The 21,825-nt window shown below is 38.6% G+C and carries 15 protein-coding genes; 12 read left to right on the top strand and 3 right to left on the bottom strand.

Annotated features, from left to right (window positions below; translation table 11 throughout):
• Window positions 1-17: 17 nt before the first annotated feature.
• Window positions 18-1,175 (top strand): aldose epimerase family protein, encoded by a 1,158-nt coding sequence (locus LC457_RS04605; RefSeq protein ID WP_223598817.1) that lies wholly within the window; start codon window positions 18-20, stop codon window positions 1,173-1,175.
• A 3-nt stretch (window positions 1,176-1,178) separates the two neighbouring features.
• Complete coding sequence (locus LC457_RS04600) at window positions 1,179-2,906, top strand: sodium/solute symporter (protein WP_223598816.1); 1,728 nt, start codon at window positions 1,179-1,181, stop codon at window positions 2,904-2,906.
• Between the two features lie 429 nt (window positions 2,907-3,335).
• Here the strand turns inward: LC457_RS04600 and LC457_RS04595 are convergent, their stop codons facing one another.
• Both LC457_RS04595 and LC457_RS04590 read right to left on the bottom strand, forming a co-directional pair.
• Window positions 3,336-5,054 (bottom strand): RICIN domain-containing protein, encoded by a 1,719-nt coding sequence (locus tag LC457_RS04595; protein ID WP_223598815.1) that lies wholly within the window; start codon window positions 5,052-5,054, stop codon window positions 3,336-3,338.
• A gap of 652 nt (window positions 5,055-5,706) precedes the next feature.
• Window positions 5,707-6,393 (bottom strand): NUDIX domain-containing protein, encoded by a 687-nt coding sequence (locus LC457_RS04590; protein WP_223598814.1) that lies wholly within the window; start codon window positions 6,391-6,393, stop codon window positions 5,707-5,709.
• Between the two features lie 513 nt (window positions 6,394-6,906).
• On the opposite strand from LC457_RS04590, the gene LC457_RS04585 reads away from it, so the two are divergent.
• Genes LC457_RS04585 through LC457_RS04560 form a run of 6 tightly spaced genes read left to right on the top strand, consistent with a single transcriptional unit; the run spans window position 6,907 to window position 16,871 of the window.
• A complete protein-coding gene (locus tag LC457_RS04585; protein ID WP_223598813.1) occupies window positions 6,907-9,282 on the top strand; it encodes a glycoside hydrolase family 127 protein in 2,376 nt (791 codons plus the stop codon).
• Between the two features lie 32 nt (window positions 9,283-9,314).
• The gene (locus LC457_RS04580; protein ID WP_223598812.1) at window positions 9,315-11,219 is read left to right on the top strand and encodes a sialate O-acetylesterase; all 1,905 of its coding nucleotides are present in this window, start codon (window positions 9,315-9,317) and stop codon (window positions 11,217-11,219) included.
• Window positions 11,220-11,248: 29 nt separating this feature from the next.
• The gene (locus LC457_RS04575) at window positions 11,249-12,694 is read left to right on the top strand and encodes an MFS transporter (RefSeq protein WP_223598811.1); all 1,446 of its coding nucleotides are present in this window, start codon (window positions 11,249-11,251) and stop codon (window positions 12,692-12,694) included.
• Window positions 12,695-12,704: 10 nt separating this feature from the next.
• Window positions 12,705-13,814 (top strand): endo-1,4-beta-xylanase, encoded by a 1,110-nt coding sequence (locus LC457_RS04570; protein WP_223598810.1) that lies wholly within the window; start codon window positions 12,705-12,707, stop codon window positions 13,812-13,814.
• 21 nt (window positions 13,815-13,835) lie between these two features.
• Window positions 13,836-14,810, top strand: a complete 975-nt coding sequence (locus LC457_RS04565) for a glycoside hydrolase family 43 protein (RefSeq protein WP_223598809.1) — start codon at window positions 13,836-13,838, stop codon at window positions 14,808-14,810.
• A 27-nt stretch (window positions 14,811-14,837) separates the two neighbouring features.
• On the top strand, window positions 14,838-16,871 hold the full coding sequence (locus LC457_RS04560) for an alpha-glucuronidase (RefSeq protein WP_223598808.1): 2,034 nt from the start codon (window positions 14,838-14,840) through the stop codon (window positions 16,869-16,871).
• 125 nt (window positions 16,872-16,996) lie between these two features.
• Here the strand turns inward: LC457_RS04560 and LC457_RS04555 are convergent, their stop codons facing one another.
• Window positions 16,997-17,593 carry a hypothetical protein gene (locus LC457_RS04555; protein WP_223598807.1) on the bottom strand — a complete coding sequence of 199 codons (597 nt, stop codon included), beginning with the start codon at window positions 17,591-17,593 and terminating at the stop codon, window positions 16,997-16,999.
• A gap of 160 nt (window positions 17,594-17,753) precedes the next feature.
• On the opposite strand from LC457_RS04555, the gene LC457_RS04550 reads away from it, so the two are divergent.
• From LC457_RS04550 to LC457_RS04535, 4 genes are all read left to right on the top strand, one after another.
• A complete protein-coding gene (locus tag LC457_RS04550) occupies window positions 17,754-18,626 on the top strand; it encodes an AraC family transcriptional regulator (RefSeq protein WP_223598806.1) in 873 nt (290 codons plus the stop codon).
• 86 nt (window positions 18,627-18,712) lie between these two features.
• Window positions 18,713-19,366 carry a fructose-6-phosphate aldolase gene (fsa, locus tag LC457_RS04545; protein ID WP_223598805.1) on the top strand — a complete coding sequence of 218 codons (654 nt, stop codon included), beginning with the start codon at window positions 18,713-18,715 and terminating at the stop codon, window positions 19,364-19,366.
• An 89-nt stretch (window positions 19,367-19,455) separates the two neighbouring features.
• A complete protein-coding gene (galK, locus tag LC457_RS04540) occupies window positions 19,456-20,640 on the top strand; it encodes a galactokinase (RefSeq protein ID WP_223598804.1) in 1,185 nt (394 codons plus the stop codon).
• Window positions 20,624-21,676: a UDP-glucose--hexose-1-phosphate uridylyltransferase gene (locus LC457_RS04535; protein WP_223598803.1), complete on the top strand. Its 1,053-nt coding sequence runs from the start codon at window positions 20,624-20,626 to the stop codon at window positions 21,674-21,676. Before galK ends, LC457_RS04535 begins: the two co-directional genes overlap by 17 nt.
• The last annotated feature ends 149 nt before the right edge of the window (window positions 21,677-21,825 follow it).

Raw genomic sequence — 21,825 nt, 5'->3', positions numbered from 1 at the left:
AAAATATGTAAATAATTATGAAAAAAACAACATATAACGGCATTTTTATTTTATTATTTTTAATTATTTTCGGCTGCAGAAAAGAAAATAACAAACAGGATATTTCAGGAAAAATGGAGCATGTTCATACTTCAGACTATGGAGTTACGCCCAAGGGCGATTCTATTAAAAAATACACTTTAAGCAATAAAAACGGGATGAAAGTTGAGGTCATCAACTTCGGTGGAATTATTACTTCTTTAACAGCACCTGACAGGAACGGCAAATATGAAGACGTAGTTCTGGGCTTTACAAAACCCGAAGGATATTTTGAGGGTAATCCTTACTATTTCGGCGCGTTGATCGGAAGATATGGTAACAGAATTGCCAACGCAAAATTTACACTGGAAGGCAAAGCATACGAAATTGACAAAAACGATGGTCCTAACAGCCTTCACGGAGGAAAAGAAGGATTTCATACCAGATTCTGGAATATTGAGGCAGTAAAAGATGCAAAATTTCCCACATTAAAATTATCTTATACCAGTGCAGACGGTGAAGAAGGATATCCGGGGAAATTAACAACAACTGTTTTCTACACCCTTACAGACGAAGATGCTTTGGAAATTTCTTATGAAGCAGAGACCGATAAGCCTACAGTGGTAAATCTTACCCAGCATTCATATTTTAACCTGTCAGGAAATTTTACAAAAACGATTACCGATCATGAACTGCAGATTAATGCAGATCATTTTCTTCCGGTCAATGAAACTCTGATTCCGACTGGTGAACAGAAAACGGTAAAAAGGACTCCTTTTGATTTTACAGTTTCAAAACCTATTGGAAAAGATATCAGCGCAGATGACGATCAGCTGAAAAAAGGAAAAGGATATGACCATAACTGGATTCTGAATGGAAAAGGACTCAGAAGTATCGCCAAAGTATATCATCAGGGAACAGGAAGGCTTATGGAAGTTTTCACTGATGAGCCTGGTGTGCAGTTTTATTCCGGAAATTTTCTTGACGGAAAGTTTGATACCAAAACCGGTGGCAAAAATGAATTCAGAACAGGGTTCTGCCTGGAAACACAGCATTTCCCGGATTCACCAAACCAGCCTTCTTTCCCTTCTACAGAACTGAAGCCAGGACAGAAGTACCAGTCTAAAACCATCTATAAATTCTCAGTTAAAAAGTAAACTATGGGGAAATTAGCAACTATTGATATCATTATATTTCTGATCTATTTCGTGGTGGTAGCTTCTTACGGATTATGGATCTACAAAAAGAAAAAATCTGAGTCTACAGGAAGTAAGGATTATTTCCTTGCGGAAGGATCTTTGACCTGGTGGGCGATCGGAGCCAGTTTAATCGCCTCCAATATTTCTGCTGAACAGTTTATCGGAATGAGTGGTGAAGGTTTCTTTGTCGGAATTGCTGTTGCCGCTTACGAATGGATTGCTGCCCTTGCACTGATCATTATTGCGGTCTGGTTTATTCCAATCTATCTTAAAAATAAGATCTATACCATGCCTCAGTTTCTTGAAAGAAGGTATAATAAATCGGTTTCACTGATTATGGCAGTATTCTGGCTGTTTCTGTATGTTATTGTTAATCTTACTTCCATTCTTTACCTTGGAGCTCTTGCCATTGATACTTTATTAGGTGGAGAACATCTTCACGGTATTATGATTGCTCTTTTGCTTATGGCCCTTCTGATCGGCCTTGGAGGAATGAAAGTAATTGGATATACAGACGTTATACAGGTTGCAGTTCTTATTATTGGCGGTTTTGCAACGGTTTATATGGCGTTGCAGATTGTAGACCAGAGAATCAACGGGGCGGCTGTAGGGAATGCTTTAGCGGGATTCAATACTCTGATTAATGAGGCTCCGCAGCATTTTAAACTGATTCTTGACAAACCAAAAACAACCACCACTACTTTGGATATGCCTCAGAACCTTGATGTACAGAAGTATGTTGTTCTACCGGGTCTGGCGATGTATTTTGCCGGGCAATGGATTGTTAACCTGAACTATTGGGGCTGTAATCAATACATCACCCAGAGAGCTTTGGGGGCAGATCTGAAAACGGCAAGAACCGGAATTTTATTTGCCGGTTTTCTGAAGCTATTCATGCCTGTCATTGTAATGCTTCCGGGAATCGCTGCTTATGTTTTATATTCTAAAGGACACCTTCCTGGATTCAATGGAGTGAAAGATGGAGCATACTCTGCAATATTAGGATTCTTACCAGTAGGATTAAAAGGATTGGCCATTGCAGCGTTGACAGCAGCAATTGTAGCTTCACTGGCTGGAAAAGTAAACAGTATCTCAACCATTTTTACTTTAGATATCTATAAAAAATACCTTAAAACAGATGCTACCGAAATCCAGATGGTGAGAACAGGTCGCTGGGTCATTATTATTGCGATGATGGTCGCATTGGCTTTTACCTGGACAGACGTTTTAGGAATTGGTGGTGAAGGAGGTTTCACATTCATCCAGAAATATACAGGCTTTATCAGTCCTGGAGTTTTTGCCATGTTCCTTCTTGGGATGTTCTGGAAAAGAACAACGGGTACAGCTGCTTTGGTGGGGGTTATCTTAGGCTTTGTGCTGGCGATCTTCTTCAACAGTTTTGCTGTAGAAATTTTCGGAAAAGAAACCTGGATGTATACTGCATTCACTTATGAAAAGCTGGAGAACGGAGTAGTACATACCATTACCGAGATTCCTTTCCTGATCAATATGGGATGGTCATTCTTTATCACGATAATCGCGATGATACTGATCAGCCTTGCAGGCCCGAAAGTAAATCCTAAAGCTTTTGCCATTGATGTGACGATGTTTAAAGTGGACAACAGAACTTTAGTTTTGATTGTGCTGACATTGCTTTTACTTACAGCCTTGTACGTAAGGTTTTGGTAAACGTTGAATATATGGAAAAGTGAAAGGTCAATAGTGAATCCGTTTCACTTGTCAATTTTTAGAAATTCACTATTGACTTACGAAGCAAATTGACTTTTCACATATAATAAAAAAATAGGATGCTTTTTTCAGCATCCTATTTTTTTTATTTGAGAATTAGTTATATGCACTTTATGCATTTCTATGGCACTTAGCTTATCCCAATAAATTTGAACTTGAGCCTTAGTTTAATCGTGTGACGTTGCTTTTACTGACTGCCTTGTAGTAAGGTTTTGGTAAACGTTGATTATATGGAAAAGTAAAAGGTCAATAGTGAATCCGTTTCACTTGTCAATTTTTAGAAATTCACCATTGACTTGCGAAGCAAATTGACTTTTCACACATAATAAAAAATAGGATGCCCAAAAGCATCCTATTTTTTTATTAGGATCAGTTCATTCCAATATATTTGAACTTGAACAATTGACATGAAGTCCCGTAATAATCCCAAAGATGTAAATTAGAGTTGCCATCCATGGTACAGCTCGGGATATCCCAGCCACGTGTAGGATCCACCTTGGATAGGATTTTGTAATAACCATTGGAGACAGCGACCACCTGCCAGGCCTGTGCATCATTACTATAGCTTTGCCAAAGCCGGATTGAAGTTCCCAGTGTGTTGCTGTTACTTGTCAGGTCAATGCAGCGATTAGACGCACTCGCTTTGGATACAAAACGCCAGTAGCCATTACCTGCATCAATGGCAACCCACCGCTGTGCAGAAGCGCCATTTCTTGTCCATGGCCTTAATACTGCGCCATTGGCATCTTCTCCTGATTTTAAATCAAGTACTTTATTGGCATCGGTCTGAAACTCGATCTCATAAATACCATTGTTAACAAGGCTGCTGTTTGTATTGCAGTTTCCAACAGGATAATTAGAGGATGCATATTGCTGGAACCACTGTTTAACTGGCGCGGCGCAGGCTTCCCAATCGTTGTTGTAGGCTGTTCCTGCATTAGGATCACCTTTGTGGAGGAGATTATCCGGGGCAAGAACATTCCAGCTTACATTGCCTGACTGATCCACGATATATTTTAAATTGGCGCCAAATCCGCTTCCGCCTGCCGTACCGGTTGTGCCGACTCCGAAGGTACCATATCCCTGAGGTGCCCAGTCGGTTTCAGTAATGGCGATGGGTGCTATATCTGCAATTGGTTTAACATTGATATTCCATGCGTTCTGAAAGGATTGATAATTGTTGACACCACCCCAGTAACCCGGATAGATGTGAACTGCATAGCCAATATTACCACCTGTGATAGAATTATTGACATAGCCCTGATAATGAGACTGCCAGCCTGTACCTGGAATCCAGCAAACATTATTGGCTCCGTTGTTACGAATGATATTAACCAATGGCTGAAAGAAATTTTTGAGTGCCGCAAAATGTTCATTTCCTGTACTCCCCCAAGTACCATTTGTTCCCAGGATTTCAACAGGTTCATTAGCTAATTCAAACATCACATTGTCAGCGTTCTTCAGGCTCGGATGTTGCGACAAAAAGGTCCATACCGTTTTAAGATAGCTATGGTACGCATCATTCACTGCAATACGATTTGGGCATACGCCTGGTGGGCGTAGGATGACATACATTCCCAGACTGCGGGCATGGTTGATCAGTGGGATAATCACCTGATCCGTATAAGTAACCAAGCGGTTATAATTGAATCTTGAGATATCGTTCTCAGGGATAGCTGGTCCGGGATCATTAGTCCAGTACGGATCAATGTGAAGGCGGATGTAATTGAGATACCAGCCATCGGCAGCATTGCTGAGCTTGTTCATGACACCTTTATTATAGTTCAGAGCACCCTGCACATTGTAATTATCCCAGGTACAATAGCCGGAATTAGCACCATATTGACAGCCATTGAACCAGGGGCTGGGAGTTATGGCAACGCCATGTAAGACAACGTTATTGTCACAGGGATCTTTAAGGTATCTGCCTCCAACATGAAGCATTGGTGTTGCAGCCAATGCTCTTGCGTTAGCGCCGGTACTTAAGTTGGTTTCAGATTCTTCGAGTAAATTTTTTTCATCCATCGTAGAACAGCTGGAAAGAATGATTAACAGAAAGGCCAGTAGCCAAATTTTGTTTGTTCTCATAATTTATATATTTAAAGGTTTGGTCTTTTTTCAGCCATCAATATCCCGATAACCTATATAGGAGTATTGGGTAGATAAGTAAAACTTCTTAATTTTATTGAGGTTGGATTTGAATAAGAATATTGCTATATTTTCTATTAAACTGACTAATATGCTTGTCTCCCGACTTTCTTTACTTAATTCTTCAATATCTGTTTCGGTAGAACAATGGAACCATTTCTATTCAGTTGCTGATTTGAAATTTTTTCTTCTCTTTTTCTGGTTTCTTACGTATGTAAGTGTGGGGTTTGTGAAATTTAGAGTTACTATTGAGTATGGTTATTAGTTTTGTATAAAAATACATATAATATTAAATATAAATCAATATTTTATTAAAAATTAACAAAAAATTACATATCATAAATAAAATTGTAAGTCATATAATTATAATGCTTTTTGTGGTAGGGGAAAAGAAAAAACCTTATCATAAATTTTTATTACGATAATGCTAGAAAAAAGCGAAATAACTGTTTGCCTGTCTTGAAATTTCCTGCAAGAACACAAAAAAAATCTCACATAAGTGAGATTTTAATAAGGGTATGCGGAGTTTTTACAACTCTAAATTGTTGATTTTCTAAAAAAGTTTTTTCTAAAATTATACAGATTGTAAGTATTACATCTTAAACATAAATCCCTGTGATATCTTTTTGTTGTATTTTTTTTCGTCAAATCGGTAAAGAAAAGAGCCTTTTCTGGATGAGGTCATATCCTTTTTGTTGGTATTGATAAGGATGTCCATACTGTTGATCTTGCTGGTAAAATTCCGCTTATCGAATTTTTCATCAAAAATAGCTTCATAAAGATTCTGAAGATCCTTCATTGTAAATTTTTCAGGAAGAAGCTCAAACCCTATAGGTCCTGTAGAAGCTCTTCTTCTCAGTCTGGCTACGGCATCTTTTACCATTTCATTGTGATCGAAAATAAGGGTAGGTGCTTTTTGAAGGTCAACCCATTCTGCACTGTACTGCTCATTGATCTGAATATCTTTTTCAATATTAATCAGCGTATAATAAGAAATTGACATGATTCTGGCTGTAGGCTCACGATTAGCTTCAGTATAGCATTTCAGCTGTTCAAGATAAATATTTTCAAGGCCCGTCAATGTGTACAAAACCCTGTTGGCCGCTTCATCAGAAGTCTCTTCACTGCCAATAAAACCACCCATGAGTGACCATTGGCCCATCTGTGGTTCAAAATTTCTTTTTACGAGAAGGATTTTAAGATTTTCGCCATCAAAACCGAAAATTATACAGTCAACGGCAACAAGGTGTTTGGGATATTGGGAGTAATCCTCAGTCATCTTTTATATTTTATACAAAGGTAAAGCTTTTATGGATATAATTTTATGTAAATGTGATTCATACACTTTTAATAAGTATTCATTTATTTCAATAAAATTATTCTCTGTGGATATTTTGGGAGGTAAAATAGCTGTCAAAATTGAAGAATATCACTGAAATCTGTTTAATTATTTATGAATTTAATGTTAAAATTATGTTAAAATTAAAAGTAAGATTAATAATTGATATGTAAATAGGCTTAATGTTAAAAATACGATAAGGTATCAGCAATATTATTTAAAATTTTACTATAACGTATCCTGAATTCATTTTGATAGGGAATCGTATGATTTTACACTCTCGCTTTCTTGTAAATTGATTATCTTATTTTTTATGATAAGGTGTTACGATTTTGTCTGTTTTTAAGGCTTTGTGAAAGGTTTTAAATAAAAAAATGAATAAATCGGACTCAAAAATTGTTTCGTATATAGATTCTTTCCATTACTTTAGAAATGTTGAATTAACATTTATCCATGACCCCAAAACTTTCAGTTCTTTTATTGTGTTTTTTTTCATTTACCTCAGCACAGGTGAAGAAGAAAATTCACTATTTTCCTTTGGAAACTGTAAAGTTGTCTGAGAGTGTTTTCAACAAAGCCATGATGGCAGACCGGAAATATTTGATGGCGATGGAGCCGGATAGACTGTTGGCTCCCTATCTTAAAGAAGCCGGACTGAGCTCCAAAGCAGATAATTATCCCAATTGGGAAAACACAGGTCTGAATGGCCACATTGGAGGACATTATATTTCAGCATTATCATTAATGTATGCTTCTACAGGAGATCCAGAGATCAGGCAGAGGATTGATTATATGATCAGTGAGCTGGAGCGCTGCCAGAGAGCATCTCAGGATGGATATATTTCAGGAGTTCCGGATGGAAATAAAATCTGGAAAGAGATTAAACAAGGAAACATCAAGGCCACAGGTTTTGGTTTGAACGACCGCTGGGTACCTTTGTATAATATTCACAAATTATACTCAGGATTACGCGATGCTTACTGGTATGCAAAAAGTGAAAAAGCAAAAGCAATACTTATCAGACTTTCAGACTGGATGATAAATGAAGTCTCATCCCTTTCAGACGAACAGATACAGGATATGCTGCGCAGTGAACATGGTGGGCTCAACGAAGTTTTTGCGGATGTTTATGATATTACCCGGAATAAAAAATATCTGCAGCTGGCTCATAGGTTTTCTCATCGGGCTATTCTTACTCCTCTTTTGTCAGGGGAAGATAAGCTTACAGGTCTCCATGCCAATACCCAGATTCCTAAAGTGATCGGATATAAGCGTATTGCTGATCTTGAAAACAATAAGTCATGGAGCGATGCTGCTGATTTTTTCTGGCATAACGTAACGGAAAAAAGATCAACTGCTATTGGCGGAAATAGCGTCAGTGAGCATTTTAATCCTGTAAATGATTTTAGCAGTATGATAAAAAGTATTGAAGGTCCGGAAACCTGTAATACATACAATATGCTCAAGCTGACTAAAGAACTGTTTGCAACATTGCCCGAATCGTATTACATGGATTATTATGAAAAAGCACTGTACAATCATATCCTTTCCACAGAAAATCATGATCAGGGAGGCTTCATATACTTTACACCAATGCGTCCCGGACATTACCGTGTTTATTCACAGCCTCAGACCAGTTTCTGGTGCTGTGTGGGATCAGGAATGGAAAATCATGCCAAGTATGGGGAAATGATTTATGCCCGGTCGGATAAAGATTTATATGTCAACTTATTTATTCCTTCCACTCTTACATGGAAACAGCAGAAAATAGTGGTCCGCCAGATCAATAACTTTCCTGAACTTCCTGAAACAACGCTGATTTTTGATTCTGCAGGGAAGTCGGAATTTAATCTAAAACTGAGATGTCCGCAATGGGCAACAGCTTCGGATGTAAAAATCCTGATCAACGGAAAGCAGGAAAAAGCAGTGTGTGGTTCCGATGGTTATTTTACACTGACTAAAAAATGGAAAAAAGGGGACGTTATTAAAATGACTTTACCCATGCATCTTTTTGCAGAACAATTGCCTGACAACTCCAATTATTATGCATTTAAATACGGACCTGTAGTGCTTGCAGCAAAATACGGGACCGAAAATCAACAGGGACTCCTTGCGGACGATAGCAGAGGAGGCCATATTGCTCATGGTCCGCAGGTCCCTTTAAACGAAATTCCCGTTATCCTTGGAAATCCATCTGAGGTTCTCAGCCATGTAACACCTTTGAACAATAAACCGCTAAACTTTGCTGTAAAAGGTCTTTATCCATCTGAAAAATTCGGAGAAGGACTCTGTCTTGTGCCATTTTACAGTATTCAGGCAGAAAGATATATTATGTACTGGCCGCAGGCAGACAAAAACGGGATAGAAAATATGCTGAAGCAGAAAGCGAAAGAAGAAAAAGAAACGAGAAAGCTGGATATGATCACTGCTGATAAAGTTCAGCTGGGCGAACAGCAGCCGGAATCAGATCATTTTATAGAAAGCAAAGATTCCGGTGCAGGATATATGGAAGACTTCCATTTCCGTGATGCTAAAGGCTGGTTCAGTTACCAGATGAAAAATAACGAAAAAAATGCTCCATACCTTTACCTGCTTTATTTTGATGCGAATGCCAACCGCACGCTGAATATTGAGATCAATGGTAAAAAAAATATTGCTCAAAATCTGGAAGGAAAGTCCGGAACTTCACCTCAATATTTGGTCATTCCGATACCGGATTCAGAAAAGAATAAAGAAAACCTTACCGTAAAATTCCTGGCAGACGAAAAATTGATGACCGCTAAAGTCATTGAATTACGTTTACTTACAGATAATTACGAAAAGAAATAAAGCTGAACCAAATTTAAAAACAGATTTTTCCCATGAAAAACAGAATTCTATACTTATTATTTTTTCTTGCAGCCATTTGCGGTTTTGATGCAAAAGTAAAGCTGCCTGCTCTGGTTTCAGACGGAATGATCCTTCAGAGAAACCAGGATCTTAAGATCTGGGGATATGCAGATGCAGGAGAAAAAATTACGATTAAGTTTATCAATAAAACCTATAATGCCACCGCTGACCAGAATGGGAACTGGGCTCTTATGCTTCCAAAGCTTAATGCCGGAGGCCCATATACCATGACGATTAATGAGATCACTCTTAAAGATATTCTTATTGGTGATGTATGGGTAGCTTCAGGACAATCCAATATGGAACTTCCGATGCGCAGGCTCACACCTTTGTATGGAGATGAAATTAAAAACGCCAATAATCAGAATATAAGATTCTTCACAGTTCCGCAGAAATACAATTTTAAAGCTCCACAAGATGATCTTGACGGCGGGAAGTGGGAAAGTACAAACCCTCAGACCATTCTTAATTTTTCAGGGGTTGCTTATTTCTTTGCCAAAGAATTGAATGAAAAAAATAAAGTTCCTGTAGGAATCATTCATGCCAGTCTGGGAGGCTCTCCGGCTCAGGCCTGGATGGATGAAAAATCACTGAGAAAATATCCGGAATACCTTGCTGAAGCAGAAAAATGGAAAAATGATGACCTGATACAATCTACAGAATCCCAGGAAAGATCGTTAAGCAAAGCATGGTATGCGGAGTTGGATCAGAGTGACATTGGTTTTAATCAGCATTGGGAAAAAGATAACGGAAATGATTCCGGATGGAAAACCATAATGCTACCTGGATCATGGGAAGATCAGGAAGGTCCGTTTGACGGTTCGGTATGGTTGCGCAAAGAAATTATTCTTCCCAAAGGAGTAGACCAGAAAATAGCATTTTTAAATCTGGGAAGGATAAAAGATGCTGATATTACTTACATCAATGGAATTAAAGTAGGAAATGTAACTTATGAATATCCGCCACGCTGGTATGACATTCCGAAAGGTGTTTTAAAAGAAGGAAAAAATATCATTACGGTAAGAGTCATCAACGGTAGCGGAAAAGGGCAGTTTATTGCTGATAAACCGTATTATTTTGAAATCGACGGAAAGAAAACAGACCTTAAAGGCGAGTGGAAATATAAAATAGGAGCAAAAATGGAAAAAATGGCTCCCGGACAAACATTTATCCGCTGGAAACCGGTAGGGCTTTACAATGCGATGATTAACCCGCTGATTAATTATAAGATTAAAGGATTTATCTGGTATCAGGGAGAAAGCAATACAGGAGTTCCAAAAGAATACGCAGATTTATTATCAACGATGATCTCAGACTGGCGTTCAAAATGGAACAAAAAAGATATGCCATTCCTTATTGTACAGCTGGCCAATTTCATGGAGAAAAAAGATGAACCTCTGGATAGTGGTTGGGCCGAGCTGAGAGAGCAGCAGAGACAGGTTTCCCTTAATGTTCCTTATACGGGACTTGCTGTAGCTATTGATTTGGGAGAATGGAATGACATTCATCCCTTAAATAAGAAAACAGTGGGTGACAGGCTTGCTTTACAGGCCCTGAAAATAGGTGAAGGCAAAAAAATCATTGCTGACGGACCCGTTTATCAGTCGATGAAAACAGAAGGGAATACCATTATTCTCTCCTTTAAACCCGGAACAGATGATCTGGTACAGGGAAGCCTTAAAGGTTTTGCCATACAGCAGAAAGACGGCAGCTACCAATGGGCAAAAGCCAAGACAAAAGGCAATAAAGTCATTGTATGGAATGATCAGATTGCTAATCCTGTTAATGTGCGCTACGATTGGGCAGATAACCCGGACGGCAATCTTAAAAATAAAAGCGGTCTTCCGGCTTCACCTTTTACGACAGGAAAAAATTAAATTTAACATAGAAAACCTTATCAAAATCAATGGATAATCAGCCACAAAAAATATCGGTAATGGAGAAAGTGGGGTATAGCCTGGGAGATCTGGCGGCCAACCTTGTTTTTCAGACATTAGTGACCTACCTGACCTATTTTTATACAGATATTTACGGACTCAAAGCAGAGGATGCCTCTGTCATTACCCTTACCGTAGGTTTAATTGCCGGCTTTGGCTTTAATCCGCTTATCGGAGCATTGGCAGACCGTACAGGCACACGATGGGGAAAATTCCGTCCATGGATTCTATTTACCGCTGTACCGCTTGGTATTGCAGCCCTGTTGGCCTTTAGCACGCCTCACTTTACCTATCAGGGTAAAATGATCTATGCTGCAGTTACTTATTCATTATTATTGTTATTATATGCATCCAATAACTTACCATATGCTGCATTGAGTGGTGTTATTACAGGAGATATGGGAGAACGAAATAGTATTTCTTCGTACCGATTTGTGGCTGTGATGTTTGCACAGTTCTTTGTACAGGTATTTATGCTTCCCATCATTTTATACGTAGGACACGGAGACAAAGCACAGGGAATTGAAACCGTTATGACATGGCTGGCGGTGATCGGATCTATCATGCTGCTGATTACCTTTTTTACGACCAAAGAAAGAATCATTCCCAAGCCGGAGCAGAAATCAAGTCTGAAAGAGGATTTAAAAGATTTGTTCCAGAACAGACCATGGATTATTATGCTTACAGTTACAGCATTCATATTCATCACGCTGGCCATGAAAGGAGGATCGTATGTATACTATTTCAACAACTATGTGGATGAAAATGCACTCAAAAGTTTTATTTCACCCATTACAGCATTTTTTAATTCTGCCGGGATGAATTTCTTCGGAGAAGATCCAAAGTCTGCTGGATTCGGATTGTTTAACGCAGGAGGAATTGTGATGATGATTGTAGGTATTACCTTCTCTAAAAAACTGGCAGATCGATTTGGAAAACGGGACACTTTTATTGCGTCATTATTCATTTCTACCTTGTTTATCCTTGCTTTTATATTCTATCCTCCGAAAGCAGTGGGAATCATGTTCCTGTCGCAGATTTTACACGGCTTTTTTTACGGAATCAGCACACCGCTTTTATGGGCTATGATTGCTGATGTTGCCGATTATTCGGAATGGAAGAACAATCGCAGGGCTACAGCTATTATCTTTTCAGCCATGATGGTAGGACTGAAAGTAGGCCTCAGCATCGGAAGCTCTCTGGTAGCTTTGATTATAGGAAAATACGGATATATTTCTGTACATGGAAATGAGCAGATTATTCAGCCTGAAACAGTGGCGGCAGGAGCCAAAATGCTTGTGAGTATTTTCCCGTCCATACCGTTTTTCATTGCGTGCGGACTGCTTTTATTTTACAAAATCAACAAAAAAATGGAAGTTCAGATTGAAAAAGATCTGGCTGAAAGAAGAAAATAAAACGATTACTATGAAACGTATTTTAATTGGTTTGGTGGCTCTTACCGCTTCCGGGCTGTCGGCGCAGAAGTCTGACAGTACTTTAAAAAAAGCATTTCAGGATAAATTCTATATCGGGACCGCTATGAGTCTTCCTCAGATTGACGGGACAGATCAGAAAGCAGCAGCGATTATAAAAAAACAATTCAGCTCTATTGTGGCCGAAAATTGCATGAAATCGATGTTTCTGCAGCCTCAGGAAGGGAAGTTCTTTTTTGATGATGCTGATAAATTTGTTGATTTCGGAATAAAAAACAAGATGTTCATCATCGGACATACGTTAATCTGGCATTCCCAGCTTCCAAAATGGTTTTTTACAGATAAAAATGGAAAAGATGTTTCTCCTGAAGTATTGAAACAGCGCATGAAAAACCACATTACAACCGTAGTTTCCCGCTACAAAGGAAAAGTAAAAGGATGGGATGTGGTGAATGAAGCCATTCTTGAAGACGGATCCTACAGAAAAAGTAAATTTTACGAAATCCTGGGTGAAGATTTTATTCCTTTGGCGTTTCAGTATGCACAGGAAGCCGATCCCAATGCAGAATTATATTACAACGATTATAATGAATGGTATCCTGAAAAGGTGAAAGCAGTCATTAAAATGGTTGAAAAACTTAAATCAAGAGGAATCCGTATTGACGGAGTAGGAATGCAGTCCCACGTCGGGATGGATACTCCTTCTATGGATGAATATGAGAAAGCGATTCTGGCATATTCCAATGCCGGAGTTAAGGTCAATATAACAGAACTGGAAATAAGTGCGCTGCCTTCTCCGTGGGGAAGCTCTGCCAATGTTTCAGATACGGTTGCCTATCAGAAAGAAATGAATCCTTACACCAAAGGTCTTCCCAATGAAGTACAAGCGAAATGGGAAAAGCGTTACCTTGATTTCTTTGGTTTGTTCTTACAACATAAAGATAAAATAAGAAGGGTCACCTTATGGGGTGTTACCGACAAACAATCCTGGAAAAATGATTTTCCGGTAAAAGGGAGAACAGATTATCCATTACTCTTTGACAGAAAAGACCAGGAGAAACCTGTGGTACAAAAAATAATAAAATTGGCAGAGAAAAATTAAACTCAATAGAATTTTTAATTAATGAAAAAATCAAAATATTTATTCCCGGAAGATTATATGGCAGACCCTTCCGTTCACGTTTTTGAAGATAAAATCTATATCTATCCTTCTCACGACCGCGAAAGCGGAATTGAAGAAAACGATAACGGAGATCATTTTGATATGAATGATTACCATGTCTTTTCAATGGATAATGTGGACGGCGGAGAAATAAAAGACCACGGCGTAGTCCTTTCGGTAAAAGATATTCCATGGGCGGGGAGACAGTTGTGGGATTGCGATGTTGCCTTTAAAGATGGCAAATATTATATGTACTTTCCTCTGAAGGATCAGAATGATATTTTCAGAATCGGGGTTGCAGTGAGTGACAAACCTTATGGACCTTTCATTCCTGAGAAACATCCGATGATGGGCAGTTACAGCATCGATCCCTGCATTTTTGAAGATAAAGGAAAATATTATATGTATTTCGGAGGAATCTGGGGCGGACAATTGCAGCGCTACAGAGATAATAAAGCGCTTGAATCTGCTGTAATCCCTGAAAATAATGAACCTGCAATTCACTCAAAGGTAGCTCTGCTGAGCGATGATATGCTTGAATTTGCTGAAGCTCCTAAAGACGTGGTTATCATCGATGAAAACGGAAAACCACTGCTTCATGGCGATAAGCACCGCTTTTTTGAAGCATCATGGATGCATCAGTACAACGGTAAATATTATTTCTCTTATTCAACAGGAGACACCCACCTGATTTGCTATGCAACCGGGGATAACCCTTACGGGCCGTTTACTTTTCAGGGTGAAATTCTTACTCCGGTGGTAGGATGGACAACCCATCACAGCATTGTGGAATTCAAAGGAAAATGGTATCTGTTTTTCCATGATTCTGTTCCGAGTGGCGGTAAAACATGGCTGAGAAGTATGAAGGTTGTTGAACTGGAATACGATCATGAAGGGAAAATCAAGACGATTGATGGTTTGGAAGACCAGTCATAGCCATCTTTAATAATTTAAAATTTATCAATGCAATATCTGAGACTTTACATCCTATTTTTTCTGATGATTCCTTTGCTGATTTTTGCGGAGGACGGAAGTCAGCTTTGGCTTCGGTTTCCTGCAAAAAACGGAATATCGGCAGATCAAATTATTTCCAAAGGCAGCAGTCCAACCCTGAATATTGCCAGAAAAGAGCTGAACAGCCACTGGCAGGGACAGGCGGTAGAACTTCGTACCGAAAACAAAGACAAAAATCTGAAAGACGGTTACAGGATTGTTTCCACGCCTCAAAAAATCGTTATTTCTGCAGGCAAAGAAATAGGATTGTTGTACGGAGTCTATCATATCTTACGATTGCAGCAGACAAAGACAGATCTGTCTCATTTAAATACTGTTGAAAAACCATCATATGATGTAAGAGTTCTGGACCATTGGGATAACCTTGATGGAAGTATTGAAAGAGGATACGCCGGAAGATCACTTTGGAAATGGGAAGATTTACCTGGGAAAATTTCTCCGCGCTACGAAGAATATGCAAGAGCAAATGCTTCTGTAGGAATCAATTCCGTTGTTTTGAATAATGTGAACGCATCGCCGAATATGCTTAGGGAAGACTATCTTAAAAAAGTAAAGGTTCTGGCTGATGTTTTCAGGCCTTATGGCATTAAGGTATATCTTTCCGTGAATTTTGCTTCACCTAAAGTGCTGGGCGGATTACAAAATTCAGATCCGTTGAATAAAGACGTACAGAAATGGTGGAAAGACAAAGCTGCTGAAATTTACAGGTTAATTCCTGATTTTGGCGGATTTTTGGTAAAAGCGAATTCCGAAGGGCAGCCTGGACCTCAGGATTACGGAAGAACCCACGCAGACGGAGCCAATATGATGGCCGACGCCCTGAAACCTTACAACGGAATCGTTATGTGGAGAGCATTTGTCTACAGTCCGAGCAAAGACGACAGAGCCAAACAGGCTTACCTTGAGTTTGTTCCTTTGGATGGTAAATTCAGGGATAACGTGATTATTCAGATTAAAAATGGTCCGGTTGATTTTCAGCCGCGTGAAGCGTTTAATCCTCTTTTCGGAACTTTAAGAAAGACCTCCGAAATGGTAGAATTTCAGATCACCCAGGAATATCTGGGCTTTTCAAATCATCTCGTTTTTCTGGCTCCTTTATTCAAGGAAACACTGGATAGTGACACCTATTCTGACGGCCAGGGCTCCACAATCGCTAAAATAACAGACGGTACTTTAAGACCCGCAAAAATTACAGCTATTTCAGCGGTTGCCAATATCGGGGAAGATACCAACTGGACAGGACATCATTTTGCACAGGCCAACTGGTATGCATTTGGAAGATTAGCATGGAACCATCAGCTGAGTTCAGAGCGGATTGCAGATGAATGGCTTAAAATGACCTTTACCGATGATCAGAACTTTTTGAATCCGGTAAAAGAAATCATGCTTTCTTCTAGGGAAACCGCTGTGGATTATATGATGCCATTAGGGTTACACCATATTTTTGCAGGTGGACATCACTATGGCCCTGAACCGTGGGGCGATTATAAAGGCGGAAGACCGGACTGGTCACCAGTCTATTACCATCAGGCTGATGCTCAGGGATTGGGCTTTAACAGAACAAAAACCGGAAGTAACGCTGTTTCACAATATTTTCCACCATTGAATGAAAGATACGGGAATATCTCAACCTGCCCGGAAAATCTTATCCTTTGGTTTCACCATGTTCCGTGGGATTATACAATGAAAGACGGGAAAACCCTGTGGGATGAGCTGTGCTATACGTATGATTCCGGGGTGAAAAAAGTAAGGGATTATCAGAAAACCTGGGATAAAATGGAACCTTATATAGACGAACAGAGGTTTGCAGATGTTCAGTCAAAGCTCAGAATTCAGTCAAAAGATGCGGTATGGTGGAAAGATGCCTGCCTGCTGTATTTCCAGACTTTTTCCAAAAAGCCGATTCCATACGACATAGAACGTCCTGTTCATGAACTGGAAGATCTGAAAAATATTAAATTGGACATGGGGCATCACAATTAAAAAATGAGGCAGCTCTTTTTCCTGATCGGAAATGGAGCTGCCTCAAAACAATAAACTGTAAGTAAAATTTTAATCCAAATAATTTGGATTGATCGATATGTCAATCTATCTGTATATATTCCGGTTTATCGGAGAGAAATCATTTTGTTAAACACATTTCCGTTTTCTTCAACCTGTATGATATATTGATCTGCCGTTTTAGGGTCAAGATCAAAAGTGATATCCACTTTGCCATCAGCGTATTTTCTTTTTGATGTATAATAGTTTGTATTGGAAAGATCAGATACCGAAATACTTACAGGGCCCTTTACATCAGACATGTGAAGTTTTGCGATATGCCCTGAGATGGTATATTGGGGTTTATTGACTGCGCTCACAGGTGTCTTTTCGACTTCCATTGCATTTCCGTTACTGATTTTTATTCTGTATTTCTCAATCTTTATTTCAGATTCCGCTACCAGATAATAAGTTCCCGGTGCAAAACTCTGAAAATCATAAGTTTTCATTACATGATCTCCATCTGCAAGATTCTCGGAAAATATTTCGTCATGCGCATTGTTGTAAACAAAAACAGACACGCTTTTAGCATTAGAAAGCTCAAAATTTAAGGTTTTGGCTTGTATGCTTCCAAAGGAAAGGGAAAAATCTCTGTCCTTACTCATTACATTTGCTGAAAACAATAAGGTTCCTGCAAAAAATACTGCTTTTAATAATGTACTCATGGGTTAAGGCTTTTATTTAGAATTGATATTGCAAAGCTATGGCAGCAATTGTTCTCAGGCTATAATTAAATTTTCACATTTATGTACTATATTAACTTTGTTTAATGCTATTGGTATCTTATTTGTTAATTTTGCATATGAAATTATTTTATTTTGGCCTATGAAACATATAAGCCCTTCTTTTGAAGCGATAAGACCTACTATAGGAAGCAGTTTTACCAGCCTGAAATTTCTTACCAATGAGAATATAAAATCCCATGTCTGGCATTACCATCCTGAGATTGAGCTGATTTTTGTGTGCAAAGGTTCCGGGAAAAGACAGATCGGAAGCAGTATTTCTTATTTTTCAGATGGTGATCTTGTTTTGATAGGAAGTAATCTTCCGCATTGCGGACTTACCAATGAGAGTACCCATAATGATTATGAAATGGTTATTCAGTTTAAGCCTGATTTTTTAGGAGAACCAGTCTGGAATATACCGGAAATGCAAAGGATTTCTGCACTGCTTGAAAAGTCTAAGGCAGGAATTGTATTTGGAGAAGAGGTGAAAAAAGCAATAGGAAAAGATATTATTGAAATGCATGAAGCTTCTTCTTTGGATAGACTTTGCAGATTCCTGAAAATATTAGATGAACTGTCTGCTACTCAGGACTACAGGATCTTAAATGCAGGAAAATATTATCTTCAGACTCAGGTTGAAGACAATGAAAGAATCAATCTTATATTTAACTACGTCAAAGATCATTTCAAAGAATCCATTACCCTGGAAGAAGTGGCTGGTCTGGCCAATATGAAAGTACCGTCTTTCTGCCGCTATTTTAAGAAAATTACCAATAAAACCTTTACGCAGTTTGTTAACGAATACAGAATTACCCATGCCCTTAAACTTCTGGCGGAACAGCCATTGAGTATCACAGAAGTTTGCTTTGAATCAGGGTTTAATAACTTCAGCTATTTTAACAGGACTTTTAAAGACTACATCCAAAAAAGCCCTTCTCAATATCGGAAAGAATTTAATTATTTTATGGAGTAATTTTTATGAAAATCTGAAAATTCACCTCTAGATTATGATTTATTAAAATATAAGTGTAAATTTAACACTTATAAAAGCGATAATCTATGAAATTTTTTATTGATACCGCCAATCTGGCGATGATAGAAGAAGCCAATGCCCTTGGAGTACTGGACGGAGTAACTACTAATCCCTCATTGATGGCGAAAGAAGGGATCTCTGGAAAACAGAATATATATCATCATTACCTTGAAATCTGTAATATTGTGGATGGGGATATCAGTGCTGAAGTATTGGGAATTACTTTTGAAGAAATGATTAAGGAAGGAGAGGAACTTGCTGCATTACATCCAAGGATTGTTGTAAAAGTTCCTATGACTAAGGATGGAATTAAAGCCATCAGGTATTTTTCTAAAAAAGGAATAAAGACCAATTGTACTCTTGTTTTCTCATCGGGCCAGGCATTGCTGGCTGCCAAAGCCGGAGCTACCTACGTTTCTCCGTTTCTGGGAAGACTGGATGATATTTCAACAGATGGTCTTCAGCTGATATCAGAAATCAGAATGATTTATGGCAATTATGGTTTTCAGACGCAGATTCTGGCTGCTTCTGTCCGACACAGCATGCATATTGTTAATTGTGCAAAGATTGGCGCTGATGTTGTGACCTGTCCTCTTGCTCCTATACTTTCTCTTCTTAAGCATCCGCTGACAGATTCAGGGTTAGACCAATTTGTTAAGGATTCACAAAAAATGAGATAAGATCAGGCAGAGAAAGTATAAATCTGTTTTGAATTCAGTAGTTTTATACTTTAGATCTCCCAGGATATGTTTTATCATAAAAGATTGATATGGATGAACACTTAATCAACCCAACCATAGAGAAATTTAAAACCGAGTTCAAATCAGAACCCGAACATATTTTCCTTTCTCCCGGAAGAATTAACATTATCGGTGAACATGTAGACTATAGCGATGGATTTGTACTTCCTGCTGCCATAGACAAATACATCTGTTTTGCTGTCCGTAAACTCCCTCAGACAAATTTTTGTACCATCATAGCCAAAGATCTTGGAGAAAAATATACATTTGATGTCTCGATGGAAATAAAACCGGTTCAGCAGATGTGGATGAACTATATTCTGGGTGTTTTCAGCCAGCTGCAGAAACCGGAAAATCAGTTTTGCGGGATGGAAGTTGTCTTCAGCAGTACCATTCCGATGGGAGCCGGACTTTCTTCATCAGCAGCCCTTGAATGTGGTTTTGCCTATATCCTCAATGAACTTTTTGATCTTAGGATATCAAAAAAAGAAATTGCCGTGATCGGGCAAAAATCAGAACATTCTTTTGCCGGAGTTCAATGCGGAATTATGGATCAGTTTGCCTCTGTATTCGGGAAGGAAGATAAAGTAATTATGCTCGACTGTAATTCCCTGGAGCACCAATATTTTGATGCCGACCTTAAAGGATACAGTCTGCTGCTTTTTGATAGCTGTGTAAAACATGCTCATCTGACTTCGGGGTATAATGAAAGACGTAAAGATGTTGAACACGGAAAAAAAGTTTTAAGAAAAAATTTCCCGGAAATCAAAAAATTCAGAGATGTTACGCTGGAGATGCTTGATCATGTAAAAGAAGAGATGGGAAGTATTTCATATAAAAGATGTCTCTATCTTATTAAAGAAATCCAAAGAGTGGAAATGGCTGCCAGAGCTATTTCAGAAGGAAATATTGAATATCTGGGAACACTCCTCACAGAAACCCATGCCGGGCTTTCAACAGAATTTGAGGTCAGCTGTCATGAACTTGATTTTTTAGTGGAAAATGCAGTACAACAGGAAGGAGTATTGGGAGCAAGAATCATGGGAGGCGGTTTCGGAGGCTGCAGTATTAACCTTATTCATGAAACCAAAGCTGAGGAAGTGATCCGGACTATCAGTGAAAAATATCTGGAAAATTTTAATATTCAGCTGAAAGTTTATGATGTTAAAATTTCTGATGGGATAAAAGAATACACCAATGAATATATCATTTGATCCTAAAAAGCATCCTCACAGAAGATATAATCCTCTTCTGAATGAATGGATACTGGTTTCTCCACAACGTGCTAACCGGCCATGGCAGGGGCAAAGAGAAGAGATAACAGAAGAAAACCGTCCTGAATATGACCCAAGCTGCTATCTCTGTTCCGGAAATATGCGGGCTAACGAAGCCCAAAATCCTTCATATAAAGGAACTTATGTTTTTAATAATGATTTTGGAGCATTGTTGAATGAAGAAGTTGATTTTTCCGAGGAACAGCCAGGATTTTTTACCCTTCTTCCGGAACGTGGAATCAACAGGGTAGTATGCTTTTCTGAAAATCATAGCCTTACCTTGCCGGAAATGTCTGTGGAGCAAATAAAAAATGTGGTGAATGTATGGCAGGAGCAGTTCAATGAACTGGCCGCTTTGGACTATATCAACTATATTCAGATTTTTGAAAATAAAGGAAGCATCATGGGGTGCAGCAACCCTCATCCGCACGGTCAGATATGGGCGCAGTCGTCAATTCCTGTGATGGTTCAGAAAACTCAGGATCAATTGAAAACTTATTTTGACAGAAATAAAAGAACATTACTGGAAGACTATCTTGATCAGGAGATCAAGGCAGGGGAACGCATTGTTACAGAAAATGAACATTTTGCTGCATTGGTGCCGTTTTGGGCATCATGGCCTTATGAAACGATGATTATCAGTAAGCAGAAAAGAGAAAATATTGCTGCATTTTCTGAAGAGGAAAAAGAATCTTTTGCTGTCATTATTAAGAATTTAACCACGATATATGACAATCTTTTTGAAACATCATTTCCTTATTCTGCGGGAATCCACCAGTCACCTACAGACGGCAGAGAACATCAGGAATGGCATTTTCATATGCATTTTTATCCTCCTTTGCTCAGAAGTGCGGAAGTTAAAAAATTTATGGTAGGCTATGAAATGCTGGCTGAGCCTCAGCGGGACATCACCCCGGAGCAAAGTGCAGCTATATTAAGAAGTCTTCCTATCATTCATTATAAGAAAAAACAATAATCTCAATATCTTTGAAAAAGAATATGCAAATTGTAATTTTGATATACGCAGAACATTGCTTTTTCCAATAAAATTATGGAACATCTCTCCAATCTTATCCAAAGTTTTATTCAAATAAAAAAAGTCTGAATAAATCCTCAGACCGAAAT

The organism is Chryseobacterium sp. GVT01B, from assembly GCF_019970045.1.
Taxonomy (GTDB): Bacteria; Bacteroidota; Bacteroidia; order Flavobacteriales; family Weeksellaceae; genus Chryseobacterium.
The sequence above is the reverse complement of the archived record's forward strand: the minus strand, read 5'-3'. Positions and strand labels throughout refer to the sequence as shown.